The 24,889-nt window shown below is 59.9% G+C and carries 24 protein-coding genes; 15 read left to right on the top strand and 9 right to left on the bottom strand.

Annotation, left to right across the window (positions count from 1 at the left end; translation table 11 throughout):
- Positions 1-21: 21 nt before the first annotated feature.
- Positions 22-828 carry a MerR family transcriptional regulator gene (locus QO002_RS01270; RefSeq protein ID WP_307225908.1) on the top strand — a complete coding sequence of 269 codons (807 nt, stop codon included), beginning with the start codon at positions 22-24 and terminating at the stop codon, positions 826-828.
- Between the two features lie 123 nt (positions 829-951).
- Entirely contained in the window at positions 952-1,731 is a 780-nt protein-coding gene (locus tag QO002_RS01265) for an ABC transporter substrate-binding protein (RefSeq protein WP_307233059.1), read from the top strand.
- Between the two features lie 471 nt (positions 1,732-2,202).
- Here the strand turns inward: QO002_RS01265 and QO002_RS01260 are convergent, their stop codons facing one another.
- Together QO002_RS01260 and QO002_RS01255 are read right to left on the bottom strand one after the other, a co-directional pair.
- The gene (locus QO002_RS01260; RefSeq protein ID WP_307225905.1) at positions 2,203-3,600 is read right to left on the bottom strand and encodes a sensor histidine kinase; all 1,398 of its coding nucleotides are present in this window, start codon (positions 3,598-3,600) and stop codon (positions 2,203-2,205) included.
- Entirely contained in the window at positions 3,597-4,271 is a 675-nt protein-coding gene (locus QO002_RS01255; protein ID WP_307225903.1) for a response regulator, read from the bottom strand. The genes QO002_RS01260 and QO002_RS01255 overlap by 4 nt, the downstream gene beginning before the upstream one ends.
- Before the next feature lie 162 nt (positions 4,272-4,433).
- Between QO002_RS01255 and QO002_RS01250 the strand changes: the two genes are divergently transcribed.
- The 5 genes from QO002_RS01250 (at position 4,434) to QO002_RS01230 (ending at position 9,073) form a co-directional block, all read left to right on the top strand.
- The gene (locus tag QO002_RS01250; protein WP_307233057.1) at positions 4,434-5,501 is read left to right on the top strand and encodes an ABC transporter substrate-binding protein; all 1,068 of its coding nucleotides are present in this window, start codon (positions 4,434-4,436) and stop codon (positions 5,499-5,501) included.
- 227 nt (positions 5,502-5,728) lie between these two features.
- Positions 5,729-6,673 carry a Bug family tripartite tricarboxylate transporter substrate binding protein gene (locus tag QO002_RS01245; protein ID WP_307225901.1) on the top strand — a complete coding sequence of 315 codons (945 nt, stop codon included), beginning with the start codon at positions 5,729-5,731 and terminating at the stop codon, positions 6,671-6,673.
- Entirely contained in the window at positions 6,670-7,161 is a 492-nt protein-coding gene (locus QO002_RS01240) for a tripartite tricarboxylate transporter TctB family protein (protein WP_307225899.1), read from the top strand. Before QO002_RS01245 ends, QO002_RS01240 begins: the two co-directional genes overlap by 4 nt.
- A gap of 12 nt (positions 7,162-7,173) precedes the next feature.
- A complete protein-coding gene (locus QO002_RS01235; protein WP_307225898.1) occupies positions 7,174-8,691 on the top strand; it encodes a tripartite tricarboxylate transporter permease in 1,518 nt (505 codons plus the stop codon).
- Between the two features lie 211 nt (positions 8,692-8,902).
- Positions 8,903-9,073 (top strand): hypothetical protein, encoded by a 171-nt coding sequence (locus QO002_RS01230; RefSeq protein ID WP_307225896.1) that lies wholly within the window; start codon positions 8,903-8,905, stop codon positions 9,071-9,073.
- A gap of 117 nt (positions 9,074-9,190) precedes the next feature.
- Here QO002_RS01230 and QO002_RS01225 read toward each other — a convergent pair whose 3' ends face one another.
- Positions 9,191-10,267: a DUF475 domain-containing protein gene (locus QO002_RS01225; protein WP_307225894.1), complete on the bottom strand. Its 1,077-nt coding sequence runs from the start codon at positions 10,265-10,267 to the stop codon at positions 9,191-9,193.
- 418 nt (positions 10,268-10,685) lie between these two features.
- On the opposite strand from QO002_RS01225, the gene QO002_RS01220 reads away from it, so the two are divergent.
- Positions 10,686-11,597: a DMT family transporter gene (locus QO002_RS01220; RefSeq protein ID WP_307225893.1), complete on the top strand. Its 912-nt coding sequence runs from the start codon at positions 10,686-10,688 to the stop codon at positions 11,595-11,597.
- A gap of 6 nt (positions 11,598-11,603) precedes the next feature.
- Here the strand turns inward: QO002_RS01220 and QO002_RS01215 are convergent, their stop codons facing one another.
- The 5 genes from QO002_RS01215 to QO002_RS01195 form a co-directional block, all read right to left on the bottom strand.
- Complete coding sequence (locus QO002_RS01215) at positions 11,604-12,518, bottom strand: SMP-30/gluconolactonase/LRE family protein (RefSeq protein ID WP_307225891.1); 915 nt, start codon at positions 12,516-12,518, stop codon at positions 11,604-11,606.
- A gap of 77 nt (positions 12,519-12,595) precedes the next feature.
- Positions 12,596-14,218: an ABC transporter ATP-binding protein gene (locus QO002_RS01210; RefSeq protein ID WP_307225889.1), complete on the bottom strand. Its 1,623-nt coding sequence runs from the start codon at positions 14,216-14,218 to the stop codon at positions 12,596-12,598.
- Entirely contained in the window at positions 14,193-15,326 is a 1,134-nt protein-coding gene (locus QO002_RS01205; protein WP_307225887.1) for an ABC transporter permease, read from the bottom strand. Before QO002_RS01205 ends, QO002_RS01210 begins: the two co-directional genes overlap by 26 nt.
- Positions 15,319-16,242, bottom strand: a complete 924-nt coding sequence (oppB, locus tag QO002_RS01200; protein ID WP_307225884.1) for an oligopeptide ABC transporter permease OppB — start codon at positions 16,240-16,242, stop codon at positions 15,319-15,321. Before oppB ends, QO002_RS01205 begins: the two co-directional genes overlap by 8 nt.
- A gap of 60 nt (positions 16,243-16,302) precedes the next feature.
- Positions 16,303-17,901, bottom strand: a complete 1,599-nt coding sequence (locus QO002_RS01195) for a peptide ABC transporter substrate-binding protein (protein WP_307225881.1) — start codon at positions 17,899-17,901, stop codon at positions 16,303-16,305.
- A gap of 584 nt (positions 17,902-18,485) precedes the next feature.
- On the opposite strand from QO002_RS01195, the gene fba reads away from it, so the two are divergent.
- From fba to QO002_RS01175, 4 genes are all read left to right on the top strand, one after another.
- Positions 18,486-19,532 (top strand): class II fructose-bisphosphate aldolase, encoded by a 1,047-nt coding sequence (gene fba / locus QO002_RS01190; RefSeq protein WP_307225879.1) that lies wholly within the window; start codon positions 18,486-18,488, stop codon positions 19,530-19,532.
- Between the two features lie 3 nt (positions 19,533-19,535).
- Positions 19,536-20,303: an SDR family oxidoreductase gene (locus QO002_RS01185; RefSeq protein WP_307225877.1), complete on the top strand. Its 768-nt coding sequence runs from the start codon at positions 19,536-19,538 to the stop codon at positions 20,301-20,303.
- On the top strand, positions 20,272-20,814 hold the full coding sequence (locus tag QO002_RS01180; RefSeq protein WP_307225875.1) for a gluconokinase: 543 nt from the start codon (positions 20,272-20,274) through the stop codon (positions 20,812-20,814). Before QO002_RS01185 ends, QO002_RS01180 begins: the two co-directional genes overlap by 32 nt.
- Before the next feature lie 119 nt (positions 20,815-20,933).
- On the top strand, positions 20,934-21,770 hold the full coding sequence (locus QO002_RS01175) for a fumarylacetoacetate hydrolase family protein (protein ID WP_307225873.1): 837 nt from the start codon (positions 20,934-20,936) through the stop codon (positions 21,768-21,770).
- A gap of 61 nt (positions 21,771-21,831) precedes the next feature.
- Here QO002_RS01175 and phnF read toward each other — a convergent pair whose 3' ends face one another.
- Entirely contained in the window at positions 21,832-22,569 is a 738-nt protein-coding gene (phnF, locus tag QO002_RS01170) for a phosphonate metabolism transcriptional regulator PhnF (RefSeq protein WP_307225871.1), read from the bottom strand.
- Positions 22,570-22,651: 82 nt separating this feature from the next.
- Here phnF and phnG point away from each other — a divergent pair, with 82 nt between their 5' ends.
- The 3 genes from phnG to QO002_RS01155 are packed head-to-tail and all read left to right on the top strand — an operon-like array spanning position 22,652 to position 24,860.
- Positions 22,652-23,119 carry a phosphonate C-P lyase system protein PhnG gene (phnG, locus tag QO002_RS01165; protein ID WP_307225869.1) on the top strand — a complete coding sequence of 156 codons (468 nt, stop codon included), beginning with the start codon at positions 22,652-22,654 and terminating at the stop codon, positions 23,117-23,119.
- Positions 23,119-23,748, top strand: coding sequence for a phosphonate C-P lyase system protein PhnH (phnH, locus tag QO002_RS01160; protein WP_307225867.1), 630 nt, complete (start codon positions 23,119-23,121; stop codon positions 23,746-23,748). The genes phnG and phnH overlap by 1 nt, the downstream gene beginning before the upstream one ends.
- Positions 23,749-23,750: 2 nt before the next feature.
- Positions 23,751-24,860, top strand: a complete 1,110-nt coding sequence (locus QO002_RS01155) for a carbon-phosphorus lyase complex subunit (protein ID WP_307225865.1) — start codon at positions 23,751-23,753, stop codon at positions 24,858-24,860.
- The last annotated feature ends 29 nt before the right edge of the window (positions 24,861-24,889 follow it).

Below are 24,889 nucleotides of genomic sequence, written 5' to 3'. Positions count from 1 at the left end.
TGAAGCTTGGAGGCGGCAGCGATGAACGCTGACGCCCCTGTTCGATATAAGGTGGCGGAAGCGGCCAGGCTTGCCGGCGTTTCCGCGTCTACCCTGCGTCTTTGGGAGACGCAGGGGCTGGTCATTCCCGAGCGCTCATCGACTGGCCATCGCCAATATAGCGACGGCGATCTGGCGCGCCTGAAGCGTATTTCCTGGTTCCGTGCCGAACGCGGTCTCAATCCTGCGGCAATCCGAGAGGCTTTGGAGGCGGAAGGCGGCGACGATGTGGTTGCGACGGAGGCCGCCTCGCCTGTCGGGCGCAAGCTGCGCAGTCTTCGCCATGCCGGTGGCAAGACCCTTGAGCAGGTAGCCGGTGAAATCGGCATTGCTCCTTCTGTCCTCTCGACCCTAGAACGGACGTCGCAGGGGGTTTCGGTTGCGGTGCTGCACAATCTTGCCGCCTATTTCGATACGACCGTTTCTCGTCTCTCCGGGGAGGATGAGCCTGCAATCCGCGCTGTCGTGCGCGCCGGCGAATGGCGCTCCTGGCCACGCACGACACCGGGCGTCATCGTGCAAATGTTGGCCGAAGGGCCAAACCAGATGGATTGCCATCGTTTCGTGCTGGCGCCCGGCGCATCCAGCGAAGGTGCCTATCGGCATGAAGGAGAGGAGTTCGTCTACGTCCTTACGGGCCGGGTCGAGTTCATTCTGGACGGCGAGCATTTTCACGATCTGGAGCCTGGCGATTCCCTCTATTTCGCCAGCCGACGCCGTCATGCGTGGGTCAATCGCCATGACGGCGAAACTGTGCTTCTCTGGATCAACACGCCGCCGACTTTCTGATCGTCTTTGGACAATGGCAATGATACCGGCTATTGCCGCTATCTATTTCGCTTATATTCAAGGCCGGCTTAGGATCGTTGCAACCATCGATATCAGGTGGATAGAAGAGGGAACGACACGATGATGAGAAAACAGATGATCGCATGGGCGCTTGCCTGTGCCGCCGCCTTTTCCGCCACCACGGCCGATGCGGCCGAAAAGCTGCGCATCGGTACCGAAGGTGCCTACCCACCCTTCAACTTCGTTGATTCCGCCGGCAAGATCGGCGGTTTCGACGTCGATATCGGACTGGCGCTTTGCGCCAAGATGAAGGTCGAGTGCGAAGTGGTCGCGCAGGACTGGGACGGCATCATCCCCGGCCTGATCGCCAGCAAGTATGATCTGATCATCGCCTCGATGTTCATCACTGAAGAGCGCAAGAAGCAGGTTTCCTTCACCGATCCCTACTATCTGGCTGCCATGACCCATGTCCTGCCGAAGGGCTCCGATATCAAGGAATTCACCAACGACGCCCTGAAGGGCAAGGTCATCGGCGCCCAGTCCGGCACCACTCAGGCCGACTATATTGCCGCGACTTATCCGGACGCGGAGATCAAGCTTTATCCCACTCAGGATGAGACCAATCTCGACATGGTCAATGGTCGCCTCGACATGCAGGTCGGCGACATGTTGCCAATGCTCGACTGGGTTACCAAGTCTGAGGATGGCAAGTGCTGCGAGCTGACGGGCGATCCGATCACCGACAAGAAGTTCGTCGGCGATGGTGTCGGTATCGCCGTGCGCCAGGATGACAACGACCTGCGCGAAAAGCTGAACAAGGCCCTGGCCGATATCCGCGCCGATGGCACCTACAAGACGATCAACGACAAGTATTTTACCATCGACGTCTATACGATGAAATGATCCGAGAGGATTTTCCTCCATGGCCTTCAGGCAAGAGCCGGAGGGCCATGCTTATTCAATCAGGTCGATTACTACACTTCATCGGTTCGGTTGGCACAGAAAAATCTGTGTCGCTTCAGCATGTCAAGGGTTTTTGGGCGTTCCCGGATGGTACTTCAAGTATAAATTTGATACTATTTTCCAGTTCAAAAATATAACTGCGCGACGGTTTCGGCTATGCTTGCTGAGCATAGCTGCCGCGACTCTTTGCCTCTGGAAAAAAGGCTTCATCCATGCCATATGACCAACATTAATAGCCAATGGAGCTTATCATGACTTCGCAGCGCAAGCTCGCGAGCCCCGGTTTCTTTCAGGTTCTCTGGAGTGCCCTTCTTCTCGGCCGGGCACGCGAAACCGATTTGTTCACCGCCCCCCGCGGTCGTTAATCTTTCATTTCGACCTGAACTGACTTTATCAAAGCGCTTGCTCCACTTATGTGGCGAGCGGTCGGGTTGGCGAAAAGGTCACCGAGACTTTCAATCCTCTGCCATCATGCCCGTCGGAGAGGTTCACCTTTCCGGCGAACAGGCTTGCTATCTCCTCGACGATCGGCAGGCCGAGGCCCATGCCGGGCGCATCGATGTCACCGCCGCGCGCGAAGCGCTGGCGGGCAATTTGCCGTTTTTCCGGCGGAATGCCGGGACCGTTGTCTTCCACTTCGAGGCAAGGTGTGTTGTCTGACGATGCGACCCGCACCGTTACTTCAGCGCCTCTGCCGCCATAGACGATGGCGTTCTCGATCAGGTTGCGCAGCAGTTCGCCGATCAGCAGAGGTTCTGCAGCAATAAACATCTGTTCGTCGCCCTCGAAGCCCAGATCGACATCCGCTTCGCCCGCCTTCGGCACATAGTCGGCGGTGATTTCCTGCGCGAGTGCGGTAAGATCGAGCAGCGGCGGCGCTATCCTCTGACGTGATCCGGCCGCGTCGATCTTCGCCATCAGCAGCAATTGCTTCAGGATACGCTCGGCATGGGCTACCGCCTCGTCGCCCTTGCGCGCAGCGATCTGTGCTTCCTCGAGCGTTGCCGCCCGGGCGGAGAGAGCGAGCTGGGTGCGAATGATTGCCAGGGGCGTTCTCAGTTGATGGCTTGCATTGCCGCTGAAATGACGCAGCGCGTCGAGCGCCGATTCCAGTCGCACCATGAAGGAATTGACCGTTTCCACCAGCCCCTCGACTTCGCTCGGAACGGATTGTTCGATCGGGTGGAGGTCATCGGGACTACGCTCCGAAATGGCGTCGCCCAACTTGTAGAGGGGACGAAGCGAGAAGGTGACGGCGATCCAGACGATGGTTGCTGCACCGAGAATCATGAAGGCGAGCCTGAGCGCCGATCTCAGCAGGATCGCCTGCGCCAGTTGGCGTCGTGCGATCGTCGTTTCTGCCACCGTCACGACGAAGGGTACCGAATTGATCCCGGTCGACGCGGAGCGTTCGAGGACGGCGATGCGGATCGGCTCGCCCCGGAATTTCGCATCGGCATAGGCCGATGTCCGGTTCTTCAAGTCGATCGAGGGCAGGGTCTGGTATCCGGTGATAAAATGTCCCGGTGGACCATCGACCCGGTAGAAAACCCGGTCCTGTGCGGCGGACGTCAGCATCTCCAAGGCGACATAGGGGATGTCGACCTCCAGCGTTCCGTCCTCGGCGACGACGACGCGCTCGGCGATGGCGAGGGCCGAGCCGGCAAGCACCCGGTCGGAGACCGTATTGGCGGTTTTGACCGCCTCGCTGTAGGTGTCGGCAAGCGCGATCACGCCGATGACGGCGGTCGATATCAGAAGCCAGCCGAGCAGCCGGCGGCGCAGCGAATAGGGCTTGGCGCTGCTCAAGAACTTGTTACCTTTTCGAGATAGTACCCGATGCCGCGGGCGGTACGCACAGTCAGCCCATGCGGCGCCAGTCTTTTCCTGAGCCGGCTGACATATTGTTCGATGGCGTTGGCGCTGAGATCGTCGTCGAAGGCGGTAAGCGACTGAATGATGGCTTCCTTGGCGACCACTTTGCCGGCCCGCAGGAACAGGATTTCCAGAAGGCCCAGTTCGCGTGCGGGAATATCGATCACCGCCCCATCGGCGGAAAACATGCGGGATTTCAGGTCGAAGGAGACATTGCCGTAGCTGACGTTGGAGGCCCGAAGCCCCGCCTGCCGGCGCAGCAATACCCGCACCCGCGCTTCGAACTCACCGACGTCGAACGGCTTGATCATGTAGTCGTCGGCCCCAAGGTCGAGGCCCTTCACCCGTTCTTCGGGCGTGCCGCGTGCCGTCAGGATCATGACGGCAGCCTTGTTCTGGCGCGAGCGCATGGCGCGCAGCACTTCCAGCCCGTCCATTTCCGGCAGGGTCAGGTCGAGGATAACGAGGTCGAAAGTCTCAGTGGCGATGACGGCATCGGCCGAGGCGCCGTCCGCAACGACATCCACGGCATAGCCGCTTGAGCGCAGGATCGCCGAGAGACCCTCCGACAGCGTGGCATTGTCCTCCACCAGCAGTATCCGCACGCTTCAATATCTCCCGTGCGCGACCGGATTTGCAGGCCGCCTTTCTTGAATTAAACCAACATGGCCGACAGCGGAACCGTTTTCGCAAAGGCTCGGCTTCAACGGCGACGGGGAAGCGACCGCATGCTTGTGAAGCGCGCGCCTCTGCTGCATGATCGGCGCATGCGCCGTTTCCTTATTCTACTGTTACTAGTGGTTTTTCCGTCGCTTGCGCGGGCGCAGGCGACTTTCTACCCCGCTCTTTCCGGCGACGTGGACGCGCGTGTGCTGACGGTCTACTCGTCCCTCGACGAACCTTTGGCGCGACCGATGGTGAAGGGCTTTCAGAAAGCGAACCAGGATGTTGCCGTCCGTTACGAGGAGCTGCTGACTGGCGAGATCTACGACCGAATCGTGCGCGAGACGGATGCGGGTCAGAAGACCGCCGATTTCGCTTTTTCCTCGGCAATGGATCTGCAGGTGAAGCTTTCCAATGACGGCTACGCCCAACGCAGCGATCTTTCGATGAGCGCACGCTGGCCCGCCTGGGCCAACTGGCGTAACACGGCCTATGCGCTCACCTTCGAGCCGGCCGTTTTCGTCTACCACAAGCCAAGTTTTGCCCATGAAAAGCCGCCGGCGAGCCGGGCGGAATTCATCGAATACCTCAAGCGCAAGGGCAATTCCGTCTTCGGCCGGATCGGTACCTACGATATCGAGCGCTCCGGCGTCGGTTTCCTGTTCATGGCGCGCGACCAGGAGCAGTTTGGCGATATCTGGTCAGTCATTCAGGCCATGGGGGCTGCGGGCGTAAAGCTCTACTCCACGAGTTCGGCCATTCTGGAGCGCGTCTCGGACGGGCGCTTCGTGCTCGGCTACAATATTGTCGGTTCCTATGCTGCTGACTGGGCGTCGCGCCATCCCGATGTCGGCATCGTTCTTCCCAAGGACTATACCGTCGTGATGTCCCGGATCGGATTGGTGCCGCAGGCCGCAGCGACGCCCGATCTCGGTCGTCGCTATCTCGAATTCTTCATGTCGCCCGAAGGGCAATCGATCATGGCGCGGGAACTGCATATCGCTGCGGTCAGTCCCGATGTCGCTGGCGATAATACAGCCAATACCATGCAGGAAATGCTCGGTGCTCAATTGCGTCCCGTGCCGGTCAGTCCGGGCTTGATGGTTTACCTCGATCAGGTGAAGCGCGCACGGCTCATTGCGCGGTGGAACGAGGCCTTGCGGTTACAGTAGACGTTGGTTCCTTTTTGGAGGAAGCTGCCGTTGCTTGCGCCACGAACAGGAATGTCAGGTAAATGACAGCTTTCTGTGGTGCTTTGCAGGTCTTCATCGTCCGTGGAGGCGGACGACGGGGCAGGCTGGGAGGAGGAAACCAGCCACAGGCCTTCGGTCTATGTGGTGATCCCCTTTCGTCTGCGCAGTTAACATGCGCGCCAAAGGCGCCTGACGGAGGACTATCCTTGAAACAGTTTCTTATCGCTTCCATTCTCGCCGGTGCTGTTGCGTTTTCCGCAAACGCCGCCGACTACACCATCATTGCCCCGGCCAATCCGGGCGGCGGCTGGGACCAGACGGCCCGTTCGATGCAGACGTCGATGCAGCAGGAAAGCATCTCCGGCAATGTTCAGGTCCAGAACGTGCCGGGTGCGGGCGGCACCATCGGCCTCGCGCAGTTCGCCAGCCAGTCCAAGGGCAACCCGAACGCACTGATCGTCGGTGGCTATGTCATGGTCGGCGCCATTCTCACCAACAAGTCGCCGGTTTCGCTGAAGGACGTTACACCGATCGCCCGTCTGACGGGCGAGTATGAGGCCGTCGTCGTTCCGGCCGAATCGCCGCTGAAGACGATGGGGGACCTGATCGAAGCCCTGAAGAAGGATCCGGGCGCCGTGTCCTGGGCTGGCGGCTCTGCCGGCGGTACCGATCACATCGCAGTCGGTCTTCTTGCCAAGGCTGCCGGCGTTGATCCCACCAAGATCAACTATATCGCCTATTCGGGCGGTGGCGAAGCACTTGCCGCGATCCTCGGTAACCAGGTGACCGCGGGCATTTCCGGTTACGGCGAATTCGAATCGCAGGTCAAGTCGGGCACCCTGCGTCTTTTGGCCGTTTCCAGCGGTGAACGCATTGCCGGTATCGATGCCCCGACCTTCAAGGAAGGTGGCCTCGACGTCGTGGTTCAAAACTGGCGCATGGTGGCTGCCGCTCCTGGTCTGACCGATGAGCAGAAGGCTGCCGTTTCCGCTGATGTCGAAAAGCTCGCCAAGTCGGCCAGCTGGCAGGAAACCCTGAAGACCAAGGGCTGGCAGGATACCTATCTCGCAGGTCCGGCCTTCGAAGAGCAGCTTGCCAAGGATGTTTCCGCGACGGAAAGCATTCTTAAAGAGATCGGACTTGTTCAATGAGCAAGGGTAACGTCCCTTCGAACGGAAAGCGCCGCCCCGACCGGGCGGCGCTCTTTATCGCCGTTTTCCTCGCTGCCATCGCCGGTATCATGTTCTGGGACGTTTCGCGTCTCTCGACAATAGCCAGCTATTCGCGCATCGGCCCTGCGACAGTCCCTTTCGTGATTGCCTGCGTGCTGATGGTTCTGGCCCTCTGGACGGCGCTGGAAGCATGGCGTGGCGATTTTCCCGAGCGGGAACATCAGGAGGTCGGCCCGGTCGTCTGGATTGTCGGCGGTCTCGTGGCGCAGCTCCTCCTCCTGACCACTGCCGGCTTCTCGATTGCGACGGGCATTCTCTTTGCCGCTGCTGCTGCCGGTTTCGGACGGCGCAAGCTCTGGATCACTATTCCCGTGGGCATCGTGCTCTGTCTCGGAATTTGGCTGATCTTCGCCGGCCTGCTGCAGCTTTCCCTGCCTGCAGGTCCGCTTGAACATCTGTTTCTCTAAGGGCATGCCGCAATGAACACATTTGAATTCCTGCTGCATGGTCTCGGCATTGCGATGCAGCCGATGAACCTGCTTTACGCGCTGGTTGGCGTCACGCTCGGTACCGCCGTTGGCGTTCTGCCCGGCATCGGCCCGGCGTTGACGGTCGCGCTTCTGCTGCCCGTAACCTACAAGCTCGATCCAGCCGGATCGCTGATCATGTTTGCCGGCATCTACTATGGCGGCATGTATGGCGGTTCGACCACGTCGATCCTGCTCAACACGCCCGGTGAAAGCTCCTCGATCGTCACGGCGCTCGAGGGTAACAAGATGGCGCGGGCGGGCCGCGGCGGACCGGCGCTTGCGACAGCGGCGATCGGCTCTTTCGTGGCGGGCCTGATCGCGACGATCGCCCTTGCCTTCATTGCTCCCTTTGTCGTGAAGGTCGCGCTTGTCTTTGGCCCGCGGGAATATTTCGCGCTGATGGTGCTCGCCTTCGTGACGGTGTCCTCGGCTTTCGGTGATTCGACGCTGCGCGGTCTCACCTCGCTGTTCATCGGCCTTGCGCTTGCCACCATCGGCATCGACCAGCTTACCGGCCAGGCCCGGTTGAGCTTCGGCGTCCCCGATCTGCTGGATGGTATCGAGGTGACGACGCTGGCGGTTGCCATGTTCGCCATCGGTGAATCTCTCTACATCGCAGCCCAGGGCGATCGCGGCCCGGACAAGGTGGAAGCGGTGAAAGGTTCGGTCTGGATGACGCGTGCGGATTGGGCGCGTTCCTGGAAGCCCTGGCTGCGTGGCACCGCGATCGGCTTTCCGATCGGCGCCATGCCGGCCGGCGGTGCCGAAATCGGTACATTTCTGTCCTATGCAGCTGAAAAACGCCTGACCAAGTATCCGGAGGAATTCGGCAATGGTGCGATTGAAGGCGTGGCCGGCCCGGAAGCGGCCAACAATGCCTCTGCTGCGGGAACGCTCGTGCCGCTCCTGACGCTCGGCCTGCCGACGACGGCAACGGCAGCGATCATGCTGGCTGGCTTCCAGCAATACGGCCTGCAGCCGGGTCCCCTTTTGTTTGCGACAAATCCGCAGCTCGTCTGGGGCCTGATCGCCAGCCTTTTGATCGCCAACCTGATGCTGCTGGTGCTCAACCTGCCGCTGGTTGGCCTCTGGGTGCGCCTGCTGACGATCCCGAAGCCCTGGCTCTATGCCGGCATCCTGCTCTTTGCGACACTTGGCACCATCGGCGCCAATCCGTCGCCCTTCGAGCTTGGCATGCTGCTCGGCTTCGGTCTGCTGGGTTACGTCATGCGGATCTTCGGTTACCCGATTGCGCCGGTCGTCGTCGGCCTGATCCTCGGGCCGCTTGCCGAGCAGCAGCTTCGCCGGGCGCTGGCGATCAGTCAGGGCGATGTCACCGTGCTTTTCACCTCACCGATCGCGGCAGCGCTTCTGATCATTGCTGCTGCGGCGCTGATCATCCCGCTGATCCTTCGGGCACGGGGTAGAGGTGAGGTTCTCTCGCAATTGGCCGCTTCGGAAGATTGATTCTCCTCCCAAACAGATCGTCATTTCCAACGAGCGTCCACGAACAGGCCGGTTTCCCGCAGGGGATTCCGGGCTGCTTGCTTTATATGGCCTGCCTGCCTTGCATAGCCTGCTTGCTTTGCATAGCTGCGATGATGATTCGTGCATTGTAGAAAGGGCGCATGTGCCCCATCTTTAGGACGTCAACCAAACATGAAAGCGAGAAAGCAAAATGTCCGCCAATACTTCCGCCCGTAAAGGCTTCTTCGGTCGTGCGATCGCTGTTTTCGGCGCTGCCTCCGCAGTTGCGGCGGCCGTCGAAGGTGGCCGTCGTCCGCTCGATCGCGACCTCTACACGCTTGGCATCGAGCCGACACGGTTTCATACCGTCAAGCGCGGCTGATTACCAAGCGATACCACTGATCTCCCCATGAAAAGGCCCGCCGGCGTTCCCTCCGGCGGGCTTTTGCGTTGATGTCCTTGCGGATGCTAGCACCCGCAAGGCATTTGGCGACGCATCTTACTGGCGCGCCTCCTGCAGTTGCTGTTGCTCCTGTCTGTTGTAGCGGATCGACGACCAGAGCGAGATGCCGATCAGGGCCGCGCCGCCAAGACCGGTGATGACCTCGGGGATATGCACCAGGGTCTGGAAGTACATGATCACCGAGAGGATCAGGATGGCGTAGAAGGCGCCGTGTTCCAGATAGCGGTATTCCGCAAGCGTTCCCTTCTCCACCAGCATGATCGTCATCGAGCGCACATACATCGCGCCGATGCCGAGGCCGATGGCGATGACGAACAGGTTCTGCGTCAACGCGAAGGCGCCGATGACGCCGTCGAAGGAGAAGCTGGCATCGAGTACTTCGAGATAGATGAAGGCTCCAAGACCGCCCTTGGCCGCTGCACTCATGGTCTGCTGCGAGGCATCGAGCAATCCACCGATCACTTCGACGATCAAGAAGGTTACAAGACCGTAGATTGCCGAATGAACGAAGACCGACGCTTCTTCACCATCGAGAAGCTTCGAAAATCCGAGGATCAGCACGAGTACGAAGGCGATTTCGATGCCCTTGATGGTCGCGAACCGTGACATGTGACGTTCAAGGAAAGAAATCCAGTGGATGTCTTTTTCATGGTCGAAGAAGTAGGTGAGTCCCACCATCATCAGGAAGGTGCCACCGAAGGCGGCGATCGGAAGATGGGCATCATTCATGATGCGGGCATATTCCTCAGGACGTGCCGCCGCCAGGATGAGGGCGTCGATCGGGCCGATGTTGGCGGCGATGACGACGATCAACAGCGGAAAGACGATACGCATGCCAAAGACGGCAATCACGATACCCCAGGTGAGGAACCGGTGTTGCCATTCCGGCGTCATGTCCTTCAGCTTGTTGGCATTCACGATAGCGTTGTCGAAGGAAAGTGAAATTTCGAGCACCGCAAGGACGCTGCAGATGAAGAACACTGTCGCCATACCGGCAAACGTGCCGGTCGCGTTCCAGCCAAGCCAGGCGCCGAGCAGGAGCCCGGCGGCTGTGACGATGAAGGCCCACTTGAAATAGCCAAGGGAGGATGTGTGCGTTTGGGGCTGGTTCATGGCCACACCTCCATCAAATTGGAGATGGGCTGGTCTGCATATGTGCAGAAAGGACACATGCCCAAGGCATGCGCTGGTGGCATGGAATAGATTGTCATTTGCGCGTAATCCGCCGGCTTATTTGCTGGCGGTACCGACATCACGAGAGCGCCGTAAAAACTCTCGCCAGAGGGGCCCGGCACCATCGTTCATTCCGCAGCCTTTCGATGTCTGTAGCGGCGGAAGCTCCTGATTAATTAGCGATCCTTTCGCCGAGGTCAAGGGGTGAGTGCTCAAGCCGCTTTGCGCGAGGATCGATGGTGTTGCGCCGACAAGGCATCGGCCCATTCGCATCGCTGATGATCTCATCGTTTTTCAGGGATGGATCGAGCGCCCCGAATATGCGACTGGCTGGCGACACTTCAGGAAACGGCCGGCCATGTCTCTTCAATCTACTCTTGCGCCTCATTCGGGGAGCGCTGCGCGCAACGGTGCGATCGTCATGCTTTTGAGCATGCTGATGTTCTCGCTCAACGACGTCATGGGTAAATGGCTGGTCGGGACCTATTCGGTCAACCAGCTGATGACGATCCGCAGCCTTGCCGCGCTGGTTATTCTGGCGCCTTTCATCGTCAAGCGCGGCTGGCGCAGCTTCCTGATCGTGGACCGGCCAGGGCTTCACGCCCTTCGCTCGCTTCTTTTTGCTGCGGAAGCCTCCGCCTTCTATTTTGCCGTTGCCTATATGCCGCTCGCCGACACGATGACCTATTGGCTGGCCGCACCGATCTATGTGGCCGCAGCCTCACCCTTCGTGCTGGGCGAGAAGGTCGGCTGGCGACGCTGGACGGCGATCCTCGTCGGCTTTCTCGGTGTTCTGATCGCGCTCGAGCCTTCCCGAAACAGTTTCTCACTGCCCGCGGTGATCGCGCTTTTTGGCAGCGCCGCCTTTGCCGGCGCTATCCTGCTCGGCCGCACGCTGCGGGAAACGCCGGATATGACCCTCGTCTTCTGGCAGGTCGTTGGCGCGCTGATCTTCTCGCTTGCCGGTCTGGCAATCCGTCCCGCGGGGTGGACAACGCCGGACTTCGAGGCGACGATCCTGCTCGGACTTCTCGGCATCGTCGCGATGATGGCGCATATCCTCGTCACGCGCGCGTTAAAGCTTGCAGACGCCGCAACCGTAGTGCCGCTTCAATACACGCTGTTGTTCTGGGCTGTGATCTTCGGCTGGCTGTTCTTTGGCGATACGCCGCGCATCACGGTTCTGATCGGCTCGGCGCTCATCGTCGCCTCCGGCCTCTTCATCTTCTTCCGCGAACAGCAGTTGAAGAAGCGTCAGCCGTCTGCTTGACCGTCTTCAGGGTGTCTGGGCGCCCGTTGCTGTCACATAGATCGCATAAAGCGACCGCGTGGCGGTGATGAACAGCCGGTTGCGGCGCGGGCCACCGAAAGTGAGGTTCGATACACCCTGCGGGATGCGGATCTTGCCGAGAAGCTTGCCTTCCGGTGAAAAGCAGTGAACGGCCTTGCCGCCGCTGGTCCAGACATTGCCGTCCGTATCGAGGCGGAAACCGTCCGGAACACCCTCGTCCAGATGGCAGAAGATCCGGGAATTCCTGAGATGCGTGCCGTCCGTCACATCGTAAACTTTAATGTGGCGCGCTGCGAAGCCGTCGGGGTTTGAGCCACTGTCGGCGACATAGAGCTTCGTCTCATCCGGTGAGAAGGCAAGTCCGTTGGGTTGAAAGAAGTCCGAGGCGGCTGCTTCCAGTTCGCCGGTTGACGGGTCGAGGCGGTAGACACTGCGCTCGGGCTGCTCTGGCTCTGCCTTATACCCCTCGTAATCGGAAAGGATTCCGTAGGTCGGGTCGCTGAACCAGATGCCGCCATCCGATTTTACCACCACGTCATTGGGCGAGTTCAGCCGTTTCCCCTGGTAACTATCGGCAAGTACGGTGATCGAGCCGTCTGTCTCCGTTCGCGTCACGCGCCGCGTGCCGTGTTCGCAGGAAACGAGCCGTCCCTGCCTGTCGCGTGTATGGCCATTGGCGAAACTGGAGGGATAGCGGTAGACGAACACGCCGCCTTCCGGCACCCAGCGCAGCATGCGTTGGTTGGGAATGTCGCTCCACAGAAGCTGCTGCGCATCGTCGAACCAGACCGGACCTTCGGCCCAGCGACAGGAGGAATAGAGCTCCTCCAGGCAAGCACTCCCCACCACCAGCGCATTAAAGCGCGGGTCGTATACTTCATAGATTGCTGCTTCTGCCATGCGCTCCGTCCCGAACCTCGGCCGGATTTCCCTCCCCGGCTATCGAACGTATCGATAGCACAGGGTAGAGAAAGGCTCTAGGCCGCGAAGGCCGCGTTCATGAGGGTCTTGGTATAGGCCTCTTTCGGTGCATGGAAGATGATATCCGTATCGCCTTCCTCGACTATTTTGCCGTTCTTCATGACGATCACGTAGTCGGACATGGCCTTGATGACCGACAGGTCGTGGCTGATGAAGATGTAGGACAGGTCATGCGCCTTCTGCAGGCCGCGCAGCAGCTCGATCACCTGACCCTGCACCGAGCGATCAAGCGCCGAGGTCGGTTCGTCGAGGATGACAACCTTGGGTTTCAGGATGATTGCGCGCGCGATGGCGATGCGCTGGCGCTGGCCGCCGGAGAATTCGTGCGGATAGCGGTTGCGGGCGGCCGGATCAAGACCGACTTCCTTCAGCGCCTCGATCGCGCGCCGATCCCGGTCGGCCCTGGAGAGTTGAGGCTCGTGGACATAAAGGCCTTCGGTGATGATCTCGCCGACGGTCTGTCGCGGCGAGAGCGAACCATAGGGGTCCTGGAAAACCAACTGCATCTCCTGACGCAAGGGCCGCATGGCGCTGCGGCCAAAATCGGAGATATCGGTCTTCTCGAAGCGGATATGGCCGCTTGCCGGCAGGAGCTTCAAAAGTGCGCGGCCGAGCGTCGATTTTCCTGAGCCAGATTCTCCGACGATACCGATGGTCTGACCCTGCCTTAGCCGTAGCGTGATGTCATCGACGGCACGGAAGCTGCCGGCGGCACTTTTGAACAAACCGCCACCGATCCGGTAATCGACGCAGACATTGCGGCCCTCAAGAATGATCGGCGCATCATCGGGCGGCGAAGCCTTGCGGCCGCTTGGCTCGGCCGCCAGCAGCATCTTGGTATAATCCGCCTGCGGCCGTTCGAAGATATCGGCGGTCATACCCGTCTCGACCACTTCGCCGCGACGCATGACGGCAACGCGGCTTGCGAAATGGCGCACGATGCCGAGATCGTGGGTGATCAGCACCACGGCCATGCCGAACTTCTGCTGCAGTGATTTCAGGAGATCGAGAATCTGAGCCTGGATGGTGACGTCGAGCGCTGTCGTCGGCTCGTCGGCGATCAGGATATCCGGTTCGTTGGCAAGCGCCATGGCGATCATCACGCGCTGGCGCTGGCCGCCGGAAAGCTCGTGCGGATAGCTGTTGATACGGCGTGCCGGTTCGGGAATGCCGACGAGTTCGAGCAGTTCCAGTGCCCGCGCCTTTGCCTGGGCGAAGCTGCCGCCGCGGTGGTAGACGATCGGCTCGGCAATCTGCCGGCCGATCGTGTAGAGCGGATCGAGCGAGGTCATCGGTTCCTGGAAGATCATGGTGATCTTGGCGCCGCGTACCGTGTTAAGCTCCTTCATTGGCAAACCGATAAGCTCCTTGCCGCGATAGCTGGCCGAACCGGTTGCGCGGCCGTTCTTCGATAGAAGCCCCATGATGCCCATCATGGTCTGGCTCTTGCCGGAACCGGATTCTCCGACGACGGCAAGCGTTTCGCCGGATTTCACGTCGAGATAGATGCCCTTGACCGCTTCGACAGCGCCATCCGGCGTGTCGAAGCTTATTTTCAGGTCGCGGACAGTCAGGATGGTTTCTGCGGCCATGTCAGCGGTCCTTCGGGTCGAGCGCATCGCGCAGGCCGTCGCCGGCAAAGTTCAGGGAAAACAGCGTTACAACGAAGAAGATCGCCGGGAAGATCTGCAGCCACGGTGCCGACTGGATGTTGTTGGCGCCTTCTGAAATCAACGCCCCCCAGCTCGTCAGCGGCGCCTGTACGCCGAGACCGAGGAAGGACAGGAAGCTTTCGAGCAGGATGACCTTCGGTACCACCACCGTCACGAAGACGACAACAGGGCCGATCGTGTTGGGGATGATGTGGCGGCGGATGATTTGCCAGTCGGTAAGGCCGAGGGCCTGAGCCGCACCGACGAATTCACGCCGCTTCAGGGCCAGCGTCTGGCCGCGCACGATGCGGGCCATGTCCAGCCATTCCACTGCGCCGATGACGAGGAAGATCAGGATGAAGCTGCGGCCGAAGAAGACGACGAGCACGACGACGAGGAAGACGAAGGGCAGCGAATAGAGGATTTCGACGAAGCGCATCATGACGTTATCGACACGTCCACCGATATAGCCCGAGGTGGCGCCGTAGACGACGCCGATGCCGAGCGAGACGATACTTGCCAGAAGGCCAACGGCGATCGAGATCTGGCCGCCGAGCATGACACGGGCCAGCATGTCGCGACCGTTGGGATCTGTACCGAAGAAGAAGTATTCGCGGCTGACATTGCCTTCGAGCTTCAGCGTCTTTCCGTCGTTCTCGGTTGCTACCACCTGCGTCGCATCGAACTCGTTGGCCCGGTCGAAATAGCGTGTCGCACGCGGATCGATCGGCTGGTCGGAGGTGATGGTTGCGGTGAAGGTCTGGCCTTCAACGGCAAATTCCTTGAGTTCCACGCGGGCCCGGCCCGTAACGCCTTCCATCGCGTCCTGAAGGCTTCCAGCGTCGGGCCGGGCTTCCAGGCTCGGCGGGATAGAGACGTAGGACGGGAACACCTGATCATAGCTGTGGTTGATGAACAACGGTCCCAGGAACGAGAATATCGCGATCAGCACGAGCACGATGCAGCCGGCCATGGCGGCGCGGTTGCGACGGAAGCGCATGGCGGCAAGCTGGAAGAGGCTGCGGCTTCTGGTTTCCGGCGGAGCCACGAGTGGTGCGTTGACGATATCAGTCATGGCGAACCCTCGGATCGAGAAGGCCGTAGAGAATATCGACCAGGAGATTGAAGACGATGACGAAGATGGCAATCAGCACCACGGTTCCCATGACCAGCGTATAATCGCGGTTGATCGCGCCCAGCACGAAATAGCGGCCCACGCCGGGAATGGTGAAGATCGTCTCGATGACCGCGGAGCCTGTGAGCAGGGCCGCGGCGCAAGGAGCGAGATAGGAGACGACCGGCAGGAGTGCGGCGCGCATCGCATGGGTGATGACGACGGTGCGGGCCGGCAGGCCATAGGCGCGGGCGGTTCGGATATGGTCAGTGTTCAGCGCCTCGATCATCGAGCCCCGCGTCAGCCGCGCGAACACCGCAAGTTGCGGCAGGGCGAGCGCGATCATCGGGAGGATGAGGAAGCGCAGCGAGCCATCACCCCAGCTGCCGGCCGGCAACCAGGCAAGGCTGATGGCGAAGATGAGCGTCAGCACCGGACCGACAACGAAATTCGGCACCGTGACGCCGACCGTCGAGACCGTCATGATCAGGAAGTCGAGAATGCTGTTTTGCCGGAGCGCCGCGATCGTGCCGGCAATGACGCCGCCGATCAGCGCTAGAAGAAGGGCGTACAAGCCGAGCTCCAGCGAATAGGGCAAACCCTTGCCGATCAGCTCGGCGACGGTGTTGTCCTTGTAGATGTAGCTGGGGCCGAAGTCGCCGGTGACTGCATTGGTGATGTAGGTCAGGTATTGGCGCCAGAGCGGCTGGTCCAGCTGATAGGTCCGCATCAGGTTCGCCATCGTCTGTGGCGGCAGCGGCCTTTCGAGGTTGAAAGGGCCGCCCGGAGCGAACCGCATCAGGAAGAAGGAAATCGTCACGACAATAAACAGCGTCGGTACAGCGCTCGCAAGGCGGCGCAGGACGAAGGAGATCATGGGGGTAGCCCTCCGGCCGGAAGCCATGGCGGCGATGCCGCCATGGTTCGGATCGTTTGGTTATTCTGCGATGCTCAGGAAGCGTGTGAGGTGCTGGTTGGCAGCATTGTCCTGCCAGCCCTTGACCTTGGTCGCGACCAGCCACAGGTCGGCCTGGGTCAGGAACGGAGCAACCGGCTGATCCTTCATCATCAGCGCTTCGGCTTCATGGAGAAGCTTGGAGCGGGCGGCCGGATCGGTTTCCTCATAGGACTTCTTCATGAGGGCATCGAATTCGGGGCTTTCATAATGGCCATAGTTGAAGGTCTTGTTCGAGGACAGGCTGAGCGCCAGGAAGTTCTCGGCATCGGCGTAGTCGGCAACCCAGCCGGCGCGGGCGACGTTGAACTTGCCGCCTTCCTGCAGGTAGGCGTAGTGCGACGACACGTCGAGGTTCACCAGCGAAACCTTGGCGCCGAATGTGTTCTTCCACATGTCGGCGACGGCGGTCGCAACACGCTCGTGGTTCGGGTTGGTGTTGTAGCGGATCTCGATTTCGAGCGGCTTGCCACCCTCACCGTAGCCGGCTTCCTTCATCAGCGCGATCGCCTTGTCTTCGCGGTCGAGCTGTGACAGCGTACCGAAATCGGCCTTGGACGGCTCGCCATAGGTCTCGATGCCCGGAGGCACCATAGAATAGGCCGGGATCTGCGAACCGGAATAGATTTCCTTGGCAAGGAAGTCGCGATCGACGGACATCGACAGCGCCTGACGGACGCGCACGTCGCTATAGGGCTCCTGGCGGGTGTCGAAGGCGTAGTAGTAAGTTGCGAGCGTCGGAGAGATGTGGACCTGGTCGGCATAGGCCTGCTTCAGGCGGTCGATCTGGTCGGCCGAGAAGTTGTAGACGAGGTCCATTTCCTTGGCTTCGAAGCGGCGAACGGAAGCGGCCTGGTCGTCGATCGGGTAGAAGATTACCTTGTCGATCTTGACGTTGGCGGCATCCCAGTAGTTTGCGTTCTTCTCGGTCGTCAGGCTGTCATTCGGGGTGTGCGCGACGAGCTTGTAGGCGCCGTTCGACACCATGACGCCCGGCTTGACGAAGTCAGCGCCGTTCTTATCGACGCTTGCCTTGGAAACCGGAAGAGCGGTCTGGTGGGCGAGCAGTTCGAGGAAGAAGGGGGTCGGCCGCTCAAGTGTGATTTCGACGGTCTTGTCATCAACTGCCTTGATGCCGAGCTGATCGACCGGAACGTCACCCTTGTTGACCTTTTCCGCATTCTTGATCGGGAACAGGATATTGGCGTAACCGGCAGCCGTCTTCGGATCTTCGACGCGCTGGAAGGAGAAGGCGAAGTCACCAGCCGTGACCGGAGAGCCATCCGACCACTTGCCGTTGTCGCGCAGCTTGAAGGTGTAGACTGTGCCGTCATCGGAAACCGTCCAGCTTTCGGCCGCACCGGGAATGATCTTGCCGGCGGCGTCATAAACCGTCAGGCCTTCGTAAAGGTCCTTGAGAATAAACTCTTCGATATTGATCGAGGTGTGGGCCTGGTCGAGCGTCTGCGGTTCGCCGGCATTACCGCGGTGAAGCACCGTTTCGGCAAGCACGGGACTTGCGCCGATCAGGATGGACCCCAGCAGGACTGCGGCACGGAAATTCATCTTCATTGAGATCATTTTGTTCTCCTTCCCCTCTTTTTTTGGGTTGTGAAGCGCCGAGAGAATGCCAATTTTTTTGCAAAGGCAAGGCCCCTGTTTGTCGTCGGACCTATAACCTGATGGTCGCAATCGTCTCCGATGCGCTTTTTGGTTGTGAATTCAATTGTCTTTGGAGCGACGTCTTGTTGGTGGCCAAGCGACAAGCGTGAGCTAGAGCGATGACCGCTTTTGGCAATGTGCGCGCAAGAAAAATCATCGACTCCGGCAGTTTACGTAATATGTGGTTTAACTTGCTCCCGTTTTTGTAATCTTCGAAACGTCGGCACTTTTTGAACCGCAATGGAGTGGCGCAGCGGTATGCAAATTGTGGCCACAACCGTGAAGAGAGGCCGCTTCCGCTGCGAAACTGTCCACAAGCGCAAGATTTCCGACAGAAAGATGAAACCTGACCGGGATATGGCGGGGAGGCGTTGCCAAAAAGCGATCATCAACTATTGTTTCCCTGCATTTTGCAGGAAGGTTGTTCCTGGAACGCCGACTTGTTTTGAAAAGGGGCGCGCCTCGCGCGGAAACCCCTCGCCGATCAATAGGGAGATTTGATAATGGCATTGATTACCTTGAGGCAGCTGCTCGACCACGCCGCCGAGAATAACTATGCGCTTCCGGCATTCAATGTGAACAATCTTGAATATATCCAGGCCGTCATGCGGGCTGCGGACGAGACCGATTCGCCCGTTATTCTCCAGGCAAGCCGAGGCGCGCGCGCCTATGCCGGCGATGCCTTCCTGCGCCACCTTATACTCGGCGCTGCGGAAGAGTATCCGCATATCCCGGTCTGCCTGCATCTCGACCACGGCGATCAACCGTCTACCTGCGTATCGGCTATCACCAACGGCTTTACATCCGTGATGATGGACGGATCGCTTCTCTCAGACGGAAAAACCATCGCCAGCTATGAATACAATGTCGGCGTAACGGCAGAGGTTGTGAAGATCGCTCACGCGGCTGGTGTGTCCGTCGAAGGCGAACTTGGGTGTCTCGGCAATCTGGAAACCGGCGTGGGCGAAAAGGAAGACGGCCACGGCTTCGAGGGCAAGCTGTCGCGCGAAGAGTTGCTGACCGATCCTGAGCAGGCCTTCGATTTCGTCGAGAAAACAGGCGTCGACGCGCTGGCGGTTGCCATCGGGACCAGCCACGGCGCCTACAAGTTCACCCGCGCTCCGGACGGCGAAATTCTGTCGATCGACACCATCGCCAAGATCCACAAGCGCCTGCCCAATATGCATCTGGTGATGCACGGTTCATCCTCGGTGCCGCAGGACCTTCAGGAGCTGTTCAACGAATATGGCGGCCAGATGAAGCAGACGTGGGGCGTTCCGGTTGCCGAAATCCAGAAGGCCATCCCGCTCGGCGCCCGTAAAGTCAATATCGACACCGACCTTCGCCTCGCCTTTACTGGCGAAATCCGTAAGCATCACCGCGAGCATCCCGACAATTTCGATCCTCGCGCCTATCTGAAGCCAGCGATTGCCCGGATGGCCGAGGTCTGCAAGGAGCGTTTCATCGCCTTCAATGCCGCGGGTCAGGCTTCCAACATCCGAGTCAAACGCTTGCCTGAGATGGCAAAAAGCTATGTGAAGGCTGCCTGAGCCTTGGCTAAGAGCCTGTTCGATTTGAAAGGCCGGCGCTCGTTGCTCACCGGCTCCAGCCAAGGCATCGGGTTTGCTCTGGCGAAAGGTCTTGCTGATCACGGTGCCGAGGTGGTGATCAACGGCCGGTCGCGCGAAAAAGTCGAGGCCGCGGTCACCACACTTCGGGATGAAGGCTATAACGCCAGTTCAGCCGTTTTCGATGTGACGGACGCCGAGGCCACCTTGGCTGGCGTCAATGTAATCGAGGAAGAGATCGGTCCGATCGACATTCTCGTCAACAATGCCGGCATGCAGTTTCGGGCGCCTCTGGAAGATTTTCCAGGCGAGAAATGGGAAGAGCTTCTGAAGACTAATATATCGAGTATTTTCTATGTCGGGCAGGCTGTCGCGCGCCGCATGATCGCCCGTGGGGCGGGCAAGATCATCAACATCGCATCGGTGCAGAGTGAGCTTGCCCGAACCGGCATCGCCCCCTACACGGCGACGAAAGGCGCGGTCCGCAACCTCACGCGTGGAATGTGCGCCGACTGGGCGCATCACGGGCTGCAGATCAATGCCATCGCTCCCGGTTATTTCAAGACGCCGCTCAACCAGGCTTTGGTCGATGATCCCGCATTCTCCGGGTGGTTGGAAAAACGCACGCCTGCCGCGCGTTGGGGCGATCTCGACGAGCTGGTCGGCGCTGCCGTCTTTTTGGCCGGAGATGCCTCCTCTTTTGTGAACGGACACACGCTGTATGTCGATGGCGGCCTCACCACCTCTCTCTGAACCTCAGCTCATCATCGTCATGGGCGTCAGCGGCTGCGGCAAATCCTCGGTAGGGGAACGTGTGGCGCAGGCGTTTCGCTGCGATTTTGTCGAGGGCGATAGCCTCCATCCCGCCGCAAACATCGATAAGATGAGCGCCGGCATTCCGCTGACGGACGATGATCGCTGGCCATGGCTGGATGAAGTCGGCCGCAGACTTTCGGAAAGTCACGCGCGGGGAGAAGTCCTAGTTGTTTCTTGCTCGTCGTTGAAGAAGATCTATCGCGACCGGTTGCGGGCCGCCGCGGGTGGCCGGCTGTCATTCGTTTTTCTGGAAGGTCCTCGCTCCGTCCTTGAGGCGCGGATGAGCATACGGCCGGGCCATTTCATGCCGGCGTCACTACTCGACAGCCAGTTTGCAACTCTTGAAGTGCCGACCGGCGAGGCTGGCGTAATCACGATCGATCTTACCTTGCCGCTTGACGAGATCGTTTCGCAGGCGGTTGCTCAACTTGTTGGTGGCGAGCATTGAGCAGCATGGCTCCAATAGCTGATTTTCACCAGTGAAAAAATGCTTTACAATTGGGGTTTCGTTTGGTTTGTCAGACGATACGACCGGTTACCAAGACAGCTCTATTGGGAAGAGAAAACATGAAACTTTTGCGTTATGGGCCGCAGGGCTCTGAAAAGCCGGGCTTGCTCGACAAGGACGGCCAAATCCGCGATCTGAGTGGCGTCATCGCAGATGTCGGCGGCGCTGCGATCTCGGATTTCAGCTGGGCCGAGAAGCTTGATATTTCGAGCCTTCCTGTCATCGAAGGCAGCCCCCGTCTCGGCGCTTGCGTTGCCGGTACCGGCAAGTTCATTTGCATCGGTCTCAACTATGCAGACCATGCCGCCGAAACTGGCGCAACGGTTCCCCCAGAGCCGGTGATCTTCATGAAGGCGACATCTGCCATCGTCGGCCCGAACGACAACGTCATCATTCCGCGCGGATCGGTCGCAACGGATTGGGAAGTCGAGCTCGGCGTTGTCATCGGCAAGAAAGCCAAATACGTCTCTGAAGCGGAAGCGCTTGATTATGTCGCCGGCTACTGCGTCATCAACGACGTTTCCGAGCGCGATTTCCAGACCAAGCGCTCTGGACAGTGGACCAAGGGCAAGTCCTGCGACAATTTCGGCCCGACCGGCCCGTGGCTCGTGACGAAAGATGAGGTGGCCGACCCGCAGAACCTCAAGATGTGGCTCACCGTCAATGGTGAGAGCAAGCAGGACGGCTCTTCGAAGACCATGGTCTACGGCGTTGCCCACGTCGTCAGCTATCTCAGCCAGTTCATGTCGCTGCATGCAGGAGATATCATTTCCACCGGAACGCCGCCCGGTGTCGGCATGGGCTTCAAGCCGCCACAGTACCTCAAGGCCGGTGATATCATCGAACTCGGCATCGAAGGACTTGGCAACCAGAAGCAGACGGTTATCGCCGACTGATTTCAGGATTGCTGAATTTGCAGAGGGAGCGGTGTGAGACATCGCGCCCTTTTTCGTGCCGTCAGGTTTCAAGCTTGAGCGTCACCCGGTCGGCTGCAAACCGGCTGCGGGAAAATTGCACGGGAACGCCGTCCGGATCGGCATTGACCGCGATGGTTTCGAGAACGATTGCACCGGCGGACAGACGCAGCGTGGCGAGTTCGTCCGCATCCGCATGTCGCGCCACGATCTCTGTCGAGATGCGTACGTAGTCCGCCAGGCCCTGTGCGGCGAACGATTTGGTGATCGAGTTCAACTGGCTGAAATGCTCGACCATGTCCGGAAAACGATGAGCCGGGAAATAGCTTGTCGCGTAGGAAACCTGACGTCCATCCGCACTGCTTGTCGTGTCCATGCGGATCAGTTTTTCTCCGAGCGACAATGTGAGGGCTGCAGCTATTTCCGGTGTGGCCGGCAGTTCCTCATGGAAGAGAAGCGTGGACTGGATGTTGCGCACCTGATTGCTCAGTCCTTGGGACAGGCGGGTGCGCCTGGAAATGGGAAAGCTCAGCCGTTCCTTTCGGCGAACCATCGTCCCGCGTCCCTGGATCGCTTCGACAAGGCCCTCGTCGGCAAGTGAAGCAAGGGCGCTTCGCACCGTATGCCTGTTGACGCCAAACTGGCTGGCAAGCTTGATTTCCGGCGGTACCATGCCGGCCTGGTCATAGTCGCCATTGGCGATCGACAGCCGGATTCGGTCGGCGATCTGGCGCCAGAGGGCGACCCCGATTTGCCGCTCGACCGTTTTTTTCTGCGTCATGTCACAGGCCCGTCATCTTGAGATAGTATCCCATGGTTAGATGTATAGTTGTCTACATTACTAGACATTTCGGATGAAAGCAATGGATGCAATCGGACAAGAACTGAATTTAGCCCAGAAGGCACGCCAGCGAGTGATCGGCCTTCTCGCCAAGGCCACGCGTCAGGAGCTTGAGGCGGCGCTCGAAAATCTCGGCGCAACGCCGGCTCATGATGTGGTTCGCGGCCCGGAAACGGGGCTGGTGATGGTGCGCGGGCAGATTGGTGGCGGCGGTGCACCGTTCAATCTCGGCGAGGCGACGGTCAGCCGTGCCACGATACAGCTGGCTTCAGGCGAAGTCGGCCACGGCCAGGTCCTCGGGACGGATCGCCGAAAGGCGCTTCTTGCCGCTCTCTTCGATGCGCTTGGCCAGGCCGACGACCATGCTCCGGCTATCGGGACTTTTGTTGACGGACTTGAGGCGCGCATCGCTGCGGACGATCTGAAGCGCGCCGAACAGACGGCTGCGACGCGGGTCGATTTCTTCACCATGGTTCGCGGAGACGACTGATGAGGGTGAACGCAGACAAGAACGGCGCAGCCTATCGTGGCGGCTTTGCCGATCCGGTTTTCCAGGCGCAAGGGATTTTCCGCGCCGTCATGGATGCGATGGCGAGACCCTGCACGGTCCAGTCGCTTTCCGGCATTATCGCGGCTGTGAAGCCCCCGGCCCCGTTGTCGGCGGGCGCGGGAGCCATTGCCCTCACGCTCTGCGATGCGGATACGCCAGTGTGGCTGTCTCCCGCGCTGCGCCAGTCGGCGGCCAAGGCATGGCTTGCCTTCCACGCCGGCGCACCGTTCACGGAAACCAAGACGGACGCGCGTTTTGCCTTCGTCGAAGCCGGCGGATTGGTTCCGGGCTTCGGTCATTTCTCGCTCGGAACGCAGGAGTATCCGGATCGCTCGGCGACACTGGCTCTGGAAGTCGACGCCCTGACGGGCGGCCCCGTCTTTAGGGCCATGGGTCCCGGCATCAAGGAAGAGGCGGTCTTTGCGGCTGCCGGTCTTCCCGATGTGTTCGACATTCTGTGGGCGGAAAACCACGCGCTTTTCCCTCGCGGGGTCGATCTCATCCTGGTTACGGGTTCTGAGCTTCTTTGCTTGCCGCGCACCACCAAACTTGAACGTCGGGAGGCCTGAGCATGTATGTTGCCGTCAAGGGCGGGGAAGCCGCCATTGCCAATGCGCACCGTCTGCTTGCCGATCGCCGCCGTGGGGATCGCTCGCTTCCGGCCATATCGATCGAGCAGATCGTTGCCCAGCTTGGTCTTGCAGTCGATCGCGTCATGGCGGAAGCCTCGCTCTACGACCGCGGTCTGGCAGCACTTGCCGTGCGTCAGGCGCGGGGAGACATGATCGAAGCGATCTTCATCCTGCGTGCCTACCGCACGACTTTGCCCCGCTTCGGTTCCTCGGTTCCTGTCGATACGGCAGAAATGAAGATCGAGCGTCGCGTATCGGCAACCTACAAGGATCTGCCGGGCGGCCAATTGCTTGGGCCCACGTTCGACTATACCCACCGCCTTCTTGATCCTTGCCTGCTGACGGATGAGGGCGTGGATGCTCCAGCCGAAAAGCCGCCATTGGAAGAGCCCGTCATGCGCGTTTCCGACATTCTGTCGGGCGAAGGCCTGATCGAGGACGACGGCGTACTGCCGCAGGATCATGTGGCCGGTGACCTGACGCGTGAGCCGCTCGAGTTTCCGCTGGAACGGGATCTGCGGCTGCAGGCGCTGGCGCGGGGTGACGAGGGTTTCCTGCTTTCCCTGGCCTATTCGACCCAGCGCGGCTATGGCCGCACCCATCCTTTCGTCGGCGAAGTGCGCATCGGCGAAGTCGAGGTCGAGTTCGATCTGCCGGAGCTTGGCTTTGCCGTTTCATTGGGCCGCATTCAGGTAACCGAATGCCAGATGATCAATCAGTTCCAGGGATCTGCAAAGAGCCCTCCGCAGTTCACGCGCGGCTATGGTCTGGTTTTCGGGCAGAGCGAACGCAAGGCGATGGCGATGTCGCTGGTGGACAGGGCGCTTCGGGCGGAAGAGTTCGGAGAGGATATCGTCGCCCCGGCGCAGGACGAAGAATTCGTCATTTCCCACTCCGACAACGTTCAGGCAACCGGCTTCGTCGAGCATCTGAAGCTGCCGCATTATGTCGACTTCCAGGCCGAACTCGACCTCGTCCGCCGCATGCGCGCGGAATACGAGCAGAAGCAGAAGACAGGCAGCGGCGATCTCCGGGAGGCTGCGGAATGAGCCAGGCCCGATCAGTCGTCCCGGCGTCC

Origin of the sequence: Pararhizobium capsulatum DSM 1112 (assembly GCF_030814475.1) — a bacterium.
Taxonomy (GTDB): Bacteria; Pseudomonadota; Alphaproteobacteria; order Rhizobiales; family Rhizobiaceae; genus Pararhizobium; species Pararhizobium capsulatum.
Note: the sequence above shows the minus strand (reverse complement) of the source record. Positions and strands in the feature narration are given on the sequence as shown.

Excerpts from the sequence above, each read along its gene's own strand:
- QO002_RS01225 (WP_307225894.1), bottom strand. The coding sequence starts at position 10,267 with ATGAACCAGCCCCAAACGCACACATCCTCCCTTGGCTATTTCAAGTGG.
- fba (WP_307225879.1), top strand. The coding sequence starts at position 18,486 with ATGGCATTGATTACCTTGAGGCAGCTGCTCGACCACGCCGCCGAGAAT.
- QO002_RS01195 (WP_307225881.1), bottom strand. The coding sequence starts at position 17,901 with ATGATCTCAATGAAGATGAATTTCCGTGCCGCAGTCCTGCTGGGGTCC.
- phnF (WP_307225871.1), bottom strand. The coding sequence starts at position 22,569 with ATGACGCAGAAAAAAACGGTCGAGCGGCAAATCGGGGTCGCCCTCTGG.
- QO002_RS01210 (WP_307225889.1), bottom strand. The coding sequence starts at position 14,218 with ATGCGCTCGACCCGAAGGACCGCTGACATGGCCGCAGAAACCATCCTG.
- QO002_RS01215 (WP_307225891.1), bottom strand. The coding sequence starts at position 12,518 with ATGGCAGAAGCAGCAATCTATGAAGTATACGACCCGCGCTTTAATGCG.
- phnH (WP_307225867.1), top strand. The coding sequence starts at position 23,119 with ATGAGGGTGAACGCAGACAAGAACGGCGCAGCCTATCGTGGCGGCTTT.
- QO002_RS01250 (WP_307233057.1), top strand. The coding sequence starts at position 4,434 with ATGCGCCGTTTCCTTATTCTACTGTTACTAGTGGTTTTTCCGTCGCTT.
- phnG (WP_307225869.1), top strand. The coding sequence starts at position 22,652 with ATGGATGCAATCGGACAAGAACTGAATTTAGCCCAGAAGGCACGCCAG.
- QO002_RS01230 (WP_307225896.1), top strand. The coding sequence starts at position 8,903 with ATGTCCGCCAATACTTCCGCCCGTAAAGGCTTCTTCGGTCGTGCGATC.
- QO002_RS01175 (WP_307225873.1), top strand. The coding sequence starts at position 20,934 with ATGAAACTTTTGCGTTATGGGCCGCAGGGCTCTGAAAAGCCGGGCTTG.
- QO002_RS01205 (WP_307225887.1), bottom strand. The coding sequence starts at position 15,326 with ATGACTGATATCGTCAACGCACCACTCGTGGCTCCGCCGGAAACCAGA.
- QO002_RS01265 (WP_307233059.1), top strand. The coding sequence starts at position 952 with ATGAGAAAACAGATGATCGCATGGGCGCTTGCCTGTGCCGCCGCCTTT.
- QO002_RS01235 (WP_307225898.1), top strand. The coding sequence starts at position 7,174 with ATGAACACATTTGAATTCCTGCTGCATGGTCTCGGCATTGCGATGCAG.
- QO002_RS01180 (WP_307225875.1), top strand. The coding sequence starts at position 20,272 with ATGTCGATGGCGGCCTCACCACCTCTCTCTGAACCTCAGCTCATCATC.
- QO002_RS01240 (WP_307225899.1), top strand. The coding sequence starts at position 6,670 with ATGAGCAAGGGTAACGTCCCTTCGAACGGAAAGCGCCGCCCCGACCGG.
- QO002_RS01270 (WP_307225908.1), top strand. The coding sequence starts at position 22 with ATGAACGCTGACGCCCCTGTTCGATATAAGGTGGCGGAAGCGGCCAGG.
- oppB (WP_307225884.1), bottom strand. The coding sequence starts at position 16,242 with ATGATCTCCTTCGTCCTGCGCCGCCTTGCGAGCGCTGTACCGACGCTG.
- QO002_RS01220 (WP_307225893.1), top strand. The coding sequence starts at position 10,686 with ATGTCTCTTCAATCTACTCTTGCGCCTCATTCGGGGAGCGCTGCGCGC.
- QO002_RS01155 (WP_307225865.1), top strand. The coding sequence starts at position 23,751 with ATGTATGTTGCCGTCAAGGGCGGGGAAGCCGCCATTGCCAATGCGCAC.